This window comes from Nocardia sputi, from assembly GCF_023501985.1.
Map to the genome: position 1 here is coordinate 56,569 of NZ_JAMFLC010000029.1, position 11,866 is coordinate 68,434.

Genomic DNA, 11,866 nt, shown 5'->3' on the forward strand with positions numbered 1-11,866 from the left:
GATGGCCGACATCGCGGACCGAGCGAGTGTGCAGTTGCTGGCCACCGACCTGGCCGAGGCGGTGATGCCGTATTTCAGCCCGGGTGGCGCCCGGGTACGGCTCGGCGTGAACACCACCGGCTACGACGACACCGCGGCCGAACTGGAGGCGTTCGCCAGGCCGCTGTGGGGACTGGCTCCGCTGGCCGCGGGCGGCGGGGACTTCACGCACTGGGAGACCTATCGCCGCGGCCTCGCGTCCGGCACAGACCCGGCCCATCCGGAGTACTGGGGTCGGCCCGGTGACCGCGATCAGCGGATCGTCGAGGCGGCGGCATTGGGTTTCGCGCTGGCCCTTGTGCCGGAACAACTCTGGGATCCGCTGACCGGGCCGCAGCGTGATCGGGCCGCTGCGTGGCTGTCCTCAGTGCTCGACTGCGCGACCGTCGAGAACAATTGGCGATTCTTCCCGGTGCTGGTCGGGCTGGGCCTGGACCGGGTCGGCGTGCGATACGAACGCGCGGCCAACGTGGCGCGCCTGGACTGGCTGGAGAGCTGCGCGCTCGGTGACGGCTGGTACGCCGACGGGCTCACCGAACGACGCCGCGACTACTACGTGTCCTTCGCGATGCACTTCTACGGGTTGGTGTACGCGGCCCTGGCCGGGGAACGCGACTCCGCACGCGCCGAACGGATGCGTGCGCGGGCGAGCGCGTTCGCCGCGGATTTCCGGCACTGGTTCGCCACCGACGGCGCGGCTGTTCCCTTCGGCCGCAGCCTCACCTATCGGTTCGCCCATGTCTCGTTCTGGGGTGCGCTGGCCTTTGCCGATGTAGAAGCGCTGCCCTGGGGTGAGGTCAAGGGATACCTGCTGCGCAACCTGCGGTGGTGGCGCGACCGTACGATCACGACGGCCGACGGGCTCCTGTCGGTGGGATACGGCTACCCGCAGCCCTTGCTGGCCGAGCAGTACAACGCCCCCGGATCGCCGTACTGGGCGATGAAGGCGTTTCTTCCGCTGGCCCTGCCCGCCGACCACGCCCTGTGGACGGCTCCGGAGCAGCCCGCCCCCCAGCTGCCGGAAACCAGTACCCAACCGCACGCGGGTGTCGTGCTGATGCGTTGCGAGCAGGGGCGGCAGGCGATCGCGCTCGGTTCCCTGCAGTACCACCAGTGGGCGCGGCACAGCGAGGCGAAGTACGCGAAGTTCGCGTACTCCTCGTGGTTCGGCTTCAGCGTGATGTCCGGCGCGCACGGCCTCGCGCAGGGGGCGTTCGACAGCACGCTGGCGCTCAGCGATGACGGTGGCGAGCATTACCGGACCCGCGAGGTGCCGCTGGATCCGGTGGTGCACGACGGCTTGGTGTACTGCCGCTGGCGGCCGTGGCCGGACGTCGACGTGGAGACCTGGGTGCAGGCCGATCCGCCGTGGCACGTGCGCGTGCATCATATCCGCGGTCCGCGCGCGCTGGTCACTGCGGAGGGCGCGTTCGCGGTGGACCGCGACACTGTCGCAGGTCCGCCGACCACCTCGGCCGGCCCGGGGCACGCCCGAATCTCCGGTCCCACGGGACTGTGCGTGATCGACGACCTCGACGGCGATCGAACCGGCCAGCTCGTGGCGGCCTTTCCCGGCACGAACGTCATGGCCCGCCGCACTGTGATCCCCACCCTGCTCGGAACCCACCCACCCGGCGAGTTCTGGCTTGCCTGTGCGGTTCTCGGCCTCGCCGATGCCGTCGGCGGTGGCGACGGTGACGGCTGGCCCCAGCCGCCGAGGCGCCCCGAGCGGTCCATGTTGCTGGCCGCGCGGTCGACGCCGGACGCCTGACGATCGGCGTCCTTTACACCGCTGATCCAGTGTTGTTGCTACCCAGGGCTTCCCACAGTTCGCTGCGCGAGATCGGCATGCGGTCGATCCGCAGCCCCACGGCGTCGTCGATCGCCGACGCCACCACGGCAAGCACCGGCAGGGTGCCGGCCTGACCGACCCCGGTGACCCCGATCGGGTTCGCCGGGCAGACGTGGTCCGGTACACGTGCCAGCCGCACCGGGGGGATCTCCGCCACGCTGGGCAGCAGATACTCCGTCAGGGTCGGAGTGACCAGGCGCCCGTCCGCGTCCAGCGGGAGACGCTCGTAGAGCGCCTCGCCGAGACCGTGGGCGATGCCGCCGAGCACCTGTCCGTCCACGATCCCCGGATCGATGACCGTCCCGCAGCCGGTCACGGCGACGTAGTCGACGATCTCGATCCCGGCGGTCGCCACATCGATCTCGACCACGGCGGCGTGCACCCCGTAGCCAACGGCGGAATCCGCTGCCGTGTAGTAGGCGGTGGCGGCCAGGCCGGGGTGCTCGCCGTCCGCCAGCGGCAACGGATCGTCGAGATCGCCGGTGTCATGGGCGAATTGGACGAGCACGGGGTGGCACAGCCGGGCTATCGCGGCCAGGTTCAGCCGGTCGTGTGGGCGGGACCGCGAGACCACCACGCCGTCGCGCAGATCCAGGTCGACGATGTCGCAGGCCAGCTGGTGCGCGGCGGCTCGCAGTGCTTTGTTTCGCACCTTGTGGCACGCAATCGCCACGGCCGAGCCAGCCATGACCGCACTCCGGGAGGCCACCGTGCCAGGGGTGAACGGGAATCGCTCGATGTCGCCGCAGGTCACATGGACCCAATGTGGCGACACACCGAGTTCGTGGGCGGCGATCATGGCAAGGGTCGTGTGCTGGCCCTGGCCCTGGCCGGTCAGCCCGACGAACACGTGGACGGCGCCATCCGGGTCGACCCGGACGTGGGCGCCCTCGTAGGGGCACGGCCCCCGCCCAGTCCGTTCGACGTAGCAGGCCAACCCGACCCCGAGGTGCCGGCCGCGGGCGCGTGCGGCCTCGCGTCGCGCCTCGATCGTTGCCCAGCCCACGAGGTCCGTGGCCTGCCGCAGCGCGGAGGGATAGTCGCCGCCGTGGTGGGGGATCGGGCCGGGATAGGGCAGGTCCACCGGGCGGATGAGGTTGATGCCGCGGACCGCGGCGCGGTCGCGTCCCAGATGCGCGGCGATCGCATCCATGGTCCGTTCGATCACGAACATCGCCTGCGGTTTGCCGGCGCCGCGCACCGGGGTGACCGGCGGCATGGTCGTATACAGGACCTCGCACTCGATCCGGACAGCGTCGATGCGGTACAGGCCGCACAGGTGATTTGCGGTGTTGACCGGCACCCGGATCCCCACGGGTGTGTAGGCCCCGGCGTCGTGCCAGAACCGCACGTCCAGGGCGAGTACCCGCCCGACATCGTCGAATGCCACCCGCACCTTGTGGAGCTGCCCGCGCTCATGTGTCGAGGCGAAATGCTCTTTGCGGTCCTCCACCCACTTCAGCGGTCGGTCCAGTCGTCGCGCGGCCCACGCCACCAGGACCTCCTCGTGCCACGGGTGCACGCTTTTCACGCCGAATCCGCCGCCCACGTCGGGGGCGATCACCTCGAGCCTGGACTCCGGGAGGTCCAGGTGGTCGGCCAGCAGTCGCCGCAGACTCGCCGGGGTCTGGGTGGCGGAGTAGACACGCAGGCCTTCGTCGGTTGGGTGCGCGTAGACGCCCCGCATCTCCATCGGAGTGGACGCGGTGCGCTCCACGTCCAGCTGCACGGTGAGGGTGTGCGGTGCGGTCGCGAGCACCGCCGCAGCGTCGCCGTGGACCTGGATGAAGCGCCCGGCGATGTTTCCGGGAACATCGGCATGCACCAGCCGGTTGGCTGCGCGGGCGGCCTCGATGCCCACTACGGGCGGCGTCGGGTCGTAGGTCACCTGGACCCGGTCGCGGGCGTCCTCGGCGACGTACCGATCCTCAGCCACGATCATGACCACCGGCTGACCGGCATGGTGCACCTCGCCGCCGGCCAGCGGGCGCGATGTCCGCGGCTGTGTCAGCGCCGCGTGGGGTTCGAGCTGCGGCAGTGGTGCGGCTATCGATTCCGGCAGGTCCTCGAACGTGATGATCGCGATAACGCCGTCGACGGCCCGCGCGCCGGTGCTGTCCACGTCTACGATCCGGGCGTGCGGATGGGGAGACCGGACGAACACCACAGCTGGTGCACCATGCCCGAGGTCATCGAGATACCGGCCGCGTCCCGTGAGCAGCCGCTCGTCCTCACTGCGGGTCATCGTGGCGCTCCACGCGCAAGATGGCGGCGGCGCGCAGCGCCGCGGTCACGATCGGCCGGTAGCCCGTACAGCGGCAAAGGTTTCCGGCGAGCACATCCTCGAGGTCCTGCGTGGACGGGCGGGGATTGTCGCGCAGATACGCCACGAGGGTCGTGAGGACGCCCGGGGTGCAAAATCCGCACTGCAACCCGTGCTCGACCTGCATGGCCTGCTGCAGTGCCCGCAGGGCAGGCCCGGCCAGCCCTTCGACCGTGGTGATCGCGTACCGCTGTGCGGCGACGGCCAGTAGCAGGCACGAGCGCGCCGGTGCGCCATCCACCAGCACCGTGCAGGCACCGCACACGCCCTCCTCGCAGCCGACGTGGGTAGCGGTCAGCCCGAGGTCGTGGCGCAGACAGTCCGACAGCAAGCGTCGGTCGCAGACGCGCACCAGGTGCGCCGCGCCGTTGACCCGCAGCGTGATCACGTGGGCGTCATCAGGCATCGTTGGGCTCCGCAAGCGCATGTGCCGTGGCCGCACGCAGTGCGCGGGTGGTCAGCACGTCGACCAGGTGACGGCGGTAGGCGGCGGTCGCGTACCGGTCGCCGACGGGGTGGATCTGCTCCCGTGCTCGCCGGCCTGCTGCGATCCACTCCACCCGGGTCGCGTCGCTGTCGATCGCGGTCTCGGTGAGATCCAGGGTGGGGGGCGTCACCGCGATGCCCATATATGCCACCCGCGCCCGGCCGATGCGCCGCTGTGCGGTGAGCGTGACGGCCGCGGCGACCCCGACGATCGCCCGCCCGACCCGACGCCGCCGGCTCACCTCCACCACCGCCGTTCCCGTCCCGGGTGGCGGGCGCCGAATCAGCGCCGACACCACCAGATCTCGCGCGCCGACGCCGTCGGCGAGGAACACCTCGGCGGGCACGGTCCTGGTCCCCTCGACGCCCGCCACCTGCACGCTGCCCCCGGCCAACGCCAGCGCCGCCCGCAACTCCGCCGAGGGCAGTCCACCGACGAGGCTGCCAACAATGGTCCCGCGACTGCGCACCGCCGGCACCGCTACCAGGCATAGCGCCTGACGCAGCAACGGCAGCACGCCGATCACCTGCCTGTCGTGTTCCACATCGGCTTGGCGAGCCACCGCGCCGAGGCGTACTCCCGCCGGCTCCAGTCGCACATAGTCCAGACTCGCGATCCCGTTGATGTCGACCACGTGTCCCGGAGTCAACTGCCGCGTGATCAGCAGCGGCATCAGCGACTGTCCGCCGGCGAGGATCGCCGCGTCGTCGCCCAGCGCCGCGAGGACGTCCACCGCCTCGGTCACAGTGGTCGGCGCGTGATACCGCAGTGCTGGTGGTGCCATGCGGCAACCGTCGTGCAGTCCGCTGACAGCGGCGTGACGCCGGCCCATCGCGGACCGTCAGGGGAACGTCAGCCGCGACGCCTGTGCCGTCACCAACAATCACACCTGCCACGTTCCGCCGAGACAGGAGCCACACGTGCGAGTGCTGTGCACCGTGACGGGGTCACCGTCACACGGACGGGCCATGCTCCCGATGGCTCGTGCCCTCGTCCGAGCCGGGCACGAGGTGGCCGTGGTCACCTCGGAGTATGTGGCCGAGACGTTCGCCGGCGAGCCGATGCGCGTGCATCCCGTCTTCCCTACCATGGCGCAGGTGCTGCGCGGCATGCGCGCCGGACTGTCCGAAGTACTCACGCAAGACCTCACCCCCTACCTGGAGACGGTCCACTTCGTCGGCGGCCCGCACGTAACGGCCGCGTTCCACGCGATCATGCCGGTGGCGCGGGCCTGTGCCCCGGACCTCGTGCTCCGCGACGGCGCCGACCTGGCCGGGTGCCTGATCGCGGAAGCACTTGGCGTGCCGCACCTTTCGGCACCGTCGGGCGCCACCAACATCCTGGACCCAGAAGGGGTCCTGCCACTGGTGAGCGCCCGCCGTGCCGAGGTGGGGTTGCCTGCGCAGGACGCGATGGCCATCTTCCGGTATGGCCGCCTGGATGCCATGCCGCCCCAATACTCGTGCGCCCGGTACGAAATACCACTGCCGTACGCCTACCGCCAGCCACTGTGGGAGTACGACGGCAGCATGCCGGAGATACCCACTGATAAACCGCTGGTGCTCGCCACCTTGGGTACCGCGCTGCCGATGTTCGCCGAGATCCGTCGGCAGGGACTGCCCGATGACGAGCACACTCCGCGTATGCGAGAACCGTTGCGCGCCATCATCGAGGGACTGTCCCGGGTGGACTGTCATGCTGTGGTGGCCACCGGCGGCACCCCGGTCGATGACGTCCCGGTCGGCGCGAATGTGCACCTGGTCGACTGGATTCCGCAACGGCGTGCCCTGCAGCGGTCACACCTGCTGGTGACCCACTGTGGATACAACTCGGTCCGTGAGGCGTTCAGTGCCGGGGTGCCGATGGTCGCGGTACCGCAGTTCGCCGACCAGGCGCATCATGCGGCCTTGATCGAAGGGTTCGGCCTGGGGCGGCGTGCCGAGCAGACCGCGGACGGTGTCGCCGGGGCGTGTCAGCGGGTGCTGGCGGATGAAACCATCCGCGAGCGGATGCGCAGCGCACATGGTGCGACGCTGGCGCTGCCCGACGAGGACGGCATCGTGGCGCAGCTGGAGAACCTGGTCACACCGTGAGCCGTGGGGAGAACACGTCGATCCAGGTGGCGATGTCCAACGCATGATCGATGCCGTTGCGGGCGGTGGGTGACAGACTCTCCGGCGGGTGCCGCACGACCCCGTGCAGCCAGCCCCGGTCCACGATGTCCCACACCGAATGGTTCGGCTGTGCCAGCACCTCTCGGGCCTGCTGTTGCAGCGCACGGGCATACCCCGTGTCTTGCGTGGACGGATACGGGCTCTTCTTGCGCCGCAGCACCGGCTCCGGCAGTACCTTGCGCGTCGCCGCGCGCAGCAGGCTTTTCTCCCGGCCGTCGAACACCTTCATGTGCCATGGCGTCCCGTACACGTATTGGACCAGGCGGTGGTCACAGTACGGCACCCGCACCTCCAGCCCGACGGCCATGCTCAACCGGTCTTTGCGGTCGAGCAGGTCCCGCAGGAACCTCGTCAGCGTCAAGTAGTAGCGGGCACGCATGCGCCGCTCGGTTGCGGTGTCCTCGGACAGGCTGTCGATCTCCGCCAATGCGGTGGCGTACTGGTCCCGGCTGTACTGGGCGAGATCCAGCTTGCGGGCGAGGTCTGGGTGGAGCATGTCGGTGGGGTCCGGCCAGCGCATGGACGGGCCCATCGCAGGCAGCCACGGGAAGGTGTCGTCGTCGCCGTCGGGTGCGGTATGCAGCCACGGATAGCCGCCGAACACCTCGTCGGCCGCCTCACCGGACAGCGCTACCGTCGAGTGCTCGCGGATCGCCCGGAACAGCGCCAGCGATGACATGTCCAGGTCGGCCAGTGGGACCGGGAGTTCGCGCGCGGTGATCACCTCGGTGCGCACCGCCGGGTCGGTCAGACCCGCGGTGTCCAGCACGACCTCGCGGTGCACCGATCCGACATGGTCCGCCACCAGATGTACGAAGGGGGTGTCGCGGGCCGGGCGCACGACGTCACCGCGGAACGCGTCGGCGTGTCCGGCGAAATCGACGGAAAAGGTCCGCACCCGCTCCCGCTGTGCGGTGAGGTGCCGGGCCGACAGAGCCGTGATCGTGCTGGAATCCAAGCCACCGGACAACAGGACACACCTGGGGACGTCCGCGGTGAGCTGCTGGGTGACGACCTCGTCGAGCAGGCCACGGATGGTGTCCACGGTCGTCGCGCGATCGTCGGTGTGCTCGTCGGTGCGCAGCCGCCAGTATGTGCGCTCACGCAGACCCTCACGGGTGATGGCAATCATGGTGCCGGGCAGCACGTCGCGCAGGCCGGCCCACATGGCGTGCCCGGGTGTGTGGGGTTTGAACGCCAGCATTTCCCGGAGACCGTCGATATCGACCCGCCGCGCGGGCAGCGGATGGGCGAAGATGGCCTTGGGTTCGGAGGCGAACAGCGCGCCGTGCTCGGTCGGCCACACATACAGCGGTTTCACGCCCAGCCGGTCCCGGACCAGCAGCAGCCGCTCCACGCGCGCGTCCCAGATGGCCATGGCGTACATGCCGGTCAGCCGGTCGACGAAATCGTCACCCCACTGGAGGTATGCGTGCAGGACGACTTCGGTGTCGCACAGAGTGTCGAACCGATGCCCGTGGGCCCGCAATTCGGCGCGCAGTTCCCGATAGTTGTAGGTCTCTCCGCTGTAGACCATCACCACGGGGCCGTGCGGCGTGCGGACGCTGACCGGTTGGGCACCGCCGTCGACATCGATCACCGCGAGGCGACGATGACCGAGTGCCACCCGGTGATCCATCCACAGACCGTGCCCGTCCGGACCGCGGGGCGCCAGGGTCTGGGTCATGCCGGCCAGCGTTGGTCCCTCGCCGGTCAGGTCACGGTCGAACGCCAGCCACCCGGTGATTCCGCACATGGCTAGTCCGTCTCGTCGCGTGACAGCGCGGTGTCCTGGCGCAGGATCGCGAGATAGGTTTCCCGCAGGGGTGGGGTTGGTTCGACACCGTACAGGGCTCGGAGGCGATCACGGAGGCACCAGTAGACCTCGAGCGCTTCGGCTTGGCGGCCTGCCGAATACAGCGCCGTCATGTAGAGCTGGTGGAAATACTCGCGATCTCGGTGCCGGTCCACCAGCATCGAGAGCTCCGGGATGAGCTCGCGATGCCGGCCGGCACGCAGCTCGGCCTCCAGGACTCGCTCGGTCAGCAGCGACCGCTGCTGCTCCAGATGAGTGCGCTCGGTCGAGCCGAGAGCCCCGAGCTGCACATTGATGAAAGCGTCCGTATCGGTCCACAACGCCAGCGCGCTGCGGCCGACACCGATTCCGTCCGGTGACCCGGTGCCGAGCAGGTGCAATGCGCGTTGCGTCAGCTGCCGGAACTCCGCCACATCGAAATCGGTATCGCCGAGGTCCAGCCGGTACGCACCGGAGGGCCCATGTTCGATCGTGATCTGCTCGCCCCATCCACGGAGGAACTTCTTGAGCCGCATGACACCGGACTGCAGGGCCCAGTCGGGCCGGTGCGGTGGTTGTCCGTCCCACAGCTCCGTGATCAGCTTGTCCGTCCACACGTACGTGCCCGCATTCACCAGCAGCGCCACCAACAGCTTGGACCGCATCGTGGAGGTCAGGATCTCTACTCGATCGCCCCGACGGATAGTCAACGCTCCCAATGCCTGGATACGCAGGGGTGCCTCGCTGGATATTCGCGTCCCTTCCCGGACCAGGGCCAGCGAGGATCGCATTGCCGAAACGGGTTGGGCCGAGTCGCTCATCCAGGACCCCGGTGCGCCGAAAGCGGGCGAAATATTGTTGTGCACCATCACATCTGATGTCCTGACCAGCTAAACAAGCTCAGACCGAATGGTCTGCGGGATTGATGATAGCTGCGGCGCCGCTGCAATGTTTGCTACTGCTGGGAACTCTGTGGCCGCTCGGAACTCCTCCGGAAGCCGGTGCTTTGCCGGGTCGCGCGGGCTTCATCGCGGTAGCCACGCCATTTGTCGGCCATGAATCCGGTCGGTGACGTCGTCGAGAATGTTGCGGGCCGGTACCGATCAGCTCCAACACCATGTCGCTGGCGATCAACCGGCCGGTTGCTCGGTGCCCGCGGTCACACCGGCGGCCTGCGCCGCGGAAACCGGCAGGGTGCGCTAGATCCACGGATCATCGACCGTGGCACCGAACTCGGCACGCCCCACCTGGCTGAGCACCCGGGGCCAGTCGTTGACCACGTGCACGCTGCCCGCGTGCACGTGTCGCCAGAAGCTCGCCATCGGGCCTGCCGAGGACAACGCGGTGGCCCCGGATCGGGTGAACAACTCCTCGACCGCCCGGACAACCCGGTCGGTGCCCAGCGTCTGATCGCGCCGCGTCCGCAGCCGCAAGTGGTACGGGATCCCGTCGCCTCGCTGCGCATACGCCAGTTGCTCGGCGATGTTGTGCTCCACCTGGAGGGTCGCCGCGTCGATGTCGGACGCGGCGCGCATCGACCGCACGTGCACGAACGGGTCGTCGACAGCGTGCTTTCCGTCCGAGATCCGCACCCGTGACCGGACCCAGTCCGTGTGCTCCTGGTAAAAACCTTCCGCCGCCCCGATGATCGACATGGTGATCGTCGTCGGGAAGACGCTACCCATGGCCAACCGATACAACGGAGCGTGATTGACCTGGTGGCCGGGACCGCGCAGTTGTGTCCAATCCCGCGCACTCAACACTCGGTGATCGGGCACGAACGCGCCCTCCACAACGATGTCGTTGCTCCCGGTGCCACGCAGACCGACCGAGTCCCACACGGCGTGAACCGTGTAGTCACTGCGCGGTATCAACAGGGTCAGGTACTCCGGGTCCGCACCTTCACGAGTGCACATCGCACCGAGCAACGCCCACTGGCAGTGGTCGCAACCGGACGAGAAACTCCACCGTCCCCGCAGCTCGTATCCACCGCGGACAGGGCACACTTGCCCGATGGGAGCGTACGAGGAACTGACCAGCGTGTCCGGGTCGTCCCCCCAGACGTCGTCCTGTGCCTGTGGGGAGAACAACGCGATCTGCCACGGGTGTACCCCGACGATGGCGGCCACCCAGCCGGTATTCGGGCAGGCGGACGAAATCCTCCGGACGATCCGATAGAAGTCCAGCGGATTGGACTCGTAGCCGCCGACGCGCGCGGGTTGCAGCATTCTGAAGAAGCCCGCGGAAATCAGCGCCGACATGGTCGGCTCGGGCACTCGCGCGGCCCGGTCGGTATCGTCCGCACGATCCCGGATGAGCGGCAGCACCTCGCGGACCAGTTCGAACACGGTCTTGCTGTGCATATTCCCCCTCGACGGTGACGGGCGTGATCCTGGCAAGCGTGATCGTCGATGCGGTCGCTGGCGTGCGCGTGACGCGACCGTTGGCGGCCCGCGACTCGGCGCGCATCACCCAATGGTCAGCGCGTCGCACCACTGTGTCGGCATGCCGGTATTCGGGCTGACACAGGGTGAGCGGGTCGTCGTCGTCGCGCCGCATCCCGATGACGAAACCATCGGCCCTGGTGGCACGATCGCGCGGATGACTGCCGAGGGCCTGCAGGTGCACGTCCTCTGCGTCACGGTCCGTGCCAACGGCGGGGTGGCCGACCCGCAGGAGCGGGTCACGGAGTTCGAACAGGCGTGCGCGGCGCTCGGCGTGACGACCGCCGCGGTCGTCTGGATCGATCAGGCCGGCGACATGGACATCACGACTCGGCAGCGCCGGCTGGTCGACGTGATCACAACCCACGAGCAGGCGTCGCTGGCCGCGGTGCGTCCCACCGCCCTCATGATCCCGGCGGAGGCCGGATACCACCAAGATCATTGCGCGGTCTTCCGCGCTGGGTTCGCCGCCGCGCGGCCACGTCCCTCGGTGCCCACCCCGCGGGTGGTCCTGGGGTACCGCGGAGTGGAGGAGCACTGGTCGCCCACCCACAACGCGTGGCCGATCACGGTCGACACCACCGACTTCTGGGCCACCAAAGAGCAAGCCCTGCGCTGTTATCGGTCCCAGATCCGGCCTGATGGCCAGCCCCGATCCCTGGAGCACATCCGGCTCGTCGACGCCGCGGTCGGAGCAGGCTACGGCCTCCGCTACGCCGAGTTGTTCCGCCCGTACCGACTGGCGTGGTGAT

9 protein-coding genes are annotated in these 11,866 nt (G+C 69.0%); 3 read left to right on the forward strand and 6 right to left on the reverse strand.

Translation table 11 applies throughout. The features are described 5' to 3' along the window. Position 1 precedes the first annotated feature (1 nt). Complete coding sequence (locus M8859_RS31365) at positions 2-1,810, forward strand: DUF2264 domain-containing protein (RefSeq protein WP_159930243.1); 1,809 nt, start codon at positions 2-4, stop codon at positions 1,808-1,810. A gap of 13 nt (positions 1,811-1,823) precedes the next feature. On the opposite strand, the gene M8859_RS31370 is transcribed toward M8859_RS31365, so the two are convergent. From M8859_RS31370 to M8859_RS31380, 3 genes are read right to left on the reverse strand one after another with little or no spacing between them, the layout of a single operon-like run. Then, on the reverse strand, positions 1,824-4,136 hold the full coding sequence (locus M8859_RS31370) for a xanthine dehydrogenase family protein molybdopterin-binding subunit (RefSeq protein WP_249645354.1): 2,313 nt from the start codon (positions 4,134-4,136) through the stop codon (positions 1,824-1,826). Next, complete coding sequence (locus tag M8859_RS31375; RefSeq protein WP_195071806.1) at positions 4,123-4,620, reverse strand: (2Fe-2S)-binding protein; 498 nt, start codon at positions 4,618-4,620, stop codon at positions 4,123-4,125. Before M8859_RS31375 ends, M8859_RS31370 begins: the two co-directional genes overlap by 14 nt. Continuing rightward, positions 4,613-5,485 carry an FAD binding domain-containing protein gene (locus tag M8859_RS31380; RefSeq protein WP_195071807.1) on the reverse strand — a complete coding sequence of 291 codons (873 nt, stop codon included), beginning with the start codon at positions 5,483-5,485 and terminating at the stop codon, positions 4,613-4,615. The genes M8859_RS31375 and M8859_RS31380 overlap by 8 nt, the downstream gene beginning before the upstream one ends. A gap of 193 nt (positions 5,486-5,678) precedes the next feature. Here M8859_RS31380 and M8859_RS31385 point away from each other — a divergent pair, with 193 nt between their 5' ends. Then, entirely contained in the window at positions 5,679-6,794 is a 1,116-nt protein-coding gene (locus tag M8859_RS31385) for a glycosyltransferase (RefSeq protein WP_159930247.1), read from the forward strand. Here the strand turns inward: M8859_RS31385 and asnB are convergent. From asnB to hsaA, 3 genes are all read right to left on the reverse strand, one after another. Next, positions 6,784-8,631: an asparagine synthase (glutamine-hydrolyzing) gene (asnB, locus tag M8859_RS31390; RefSeq protein WP_195071808.1), complete on the reverse strand. Its 1,848-nt coding sequence runs from the start codon at positions 8,629-8,631 to the stop codon at positions 6,784-6,786. The two genes, M8859_RS31385 and asnB, sit on opposite strands and share 11 nt — an antisense overlap. A gap of 2 nt (positions 8,632-8,633) precedes the next feature. Continuing rightward, positions 8,634-9,335, reverse strand: coding sequence for an AfsR/SARP family transcriptional regulator (locus M8859_RS31395; protein WP_249645355.1), 702 nt, complete (start codon positions 9,333-9,335; stop codon positions 8,634-8,636). Between the two features lie 534 nt (positions 9,336-9,869). After that, positions 9,870-11,033, reverse strand: coding sequence for a 3-hydroxy-9,10-secoandrosta-1,3,5(10)-triene-9,17-dione monooxygenase oxygenase subunit (gene hsaA / locus M8859_RS31400; protein WP_195071810.1), 1,164 nt, complete (start codon positions 11,031-11,033; stop codon positions 9,870-9,872). Positions 11,034-11,175: 142 nt separating this feature from the next. Here hsaA and M8859_RS31405 point away from each other — a divergent pair, with 142 nt between their 5' ends. Continuing rightward, on the forward strand, positions 11,176-11,865 hold the full coding sequence (locus tag M8859_RS31405; protein WP_201295396.1) for a PIG-L deacetylase family protein: 690 nt from the start codon (positions 11,176-11,178) through the stop codon (positions 11,863-11,865). Position 11,866: the final 1 nt, after the last annotated feature.

What these genes read in the sequence shown, in the direction of transcription:
- M8859_RS31385 (WP_159930247.1), top strand. Translation starts at nt 5,679, where the DNA reads ATGGCTCGTGCCCTCGTCCGAGCCGGGCACGAGGTGGCCGTGGTCACC.
- M8859_RS31380 (WP_195071807.1), bottom strand. Translation starts at nt 5,485, where the DNA reads ATGGCACCACCAGCACTGCGGTATCACGCGCCGACCACTGTGACCGAG.
- M8859_RS31370 (WP_249645354.1), bottom strand. Translation starts at nt 4,136, where the DNA reads ATGACCCGCAGTGAGGACGAGCGGCTGCTCACGGGACGCGGCCGGTAT.
- M8859_RS31405 (WP_201295396.1), top strand. Translation starts at nt 11,176, where the DNA reads ATGCCGGTATTCGGGCTGACACAGGGTGAGCGGGTCGTCGTCGTCGCG.
- asnB (WP_195071808.1), bottom strand. Translation starts at nt 8,631, where the DNA reads ATGTGCGGAATCACCGGGTGGCTGGCGTTCGACCGTGACCTGACCGGC.
- M8859_RS31395 (WP_249645355.1), bottom strand. Translation starts at nt 9,335, where the DNA reads ATGCGGTCCAAGCTGTTGGTGGCGCTGCTGGTGAATGCGGGCACGTAC.
- M8859_RS31375 (WP_195071806.1), bottom strand. Translation starts at nt 4,620, where the DNA reads ATGCCTGATGACGCCCACGTGATCACGCTGCGGGTCAACGGCGCGGCG.
- hsaA (WP_195071810.1), bottom strand. Translation starts at nt 11,033, where the DNA reads ATGCACAGCAAGACCGTGTTCGAACTGGTCCGCGAGGTGCTGCCGCTC.
- M8859_RS31365 (WP_159930243.1), top strand. Translation starts at nt 2, where the DNA reads ATGGCCGACATCGCGGACCGAGCGAGTGTGCAGTTGCTGGCCACCGAC.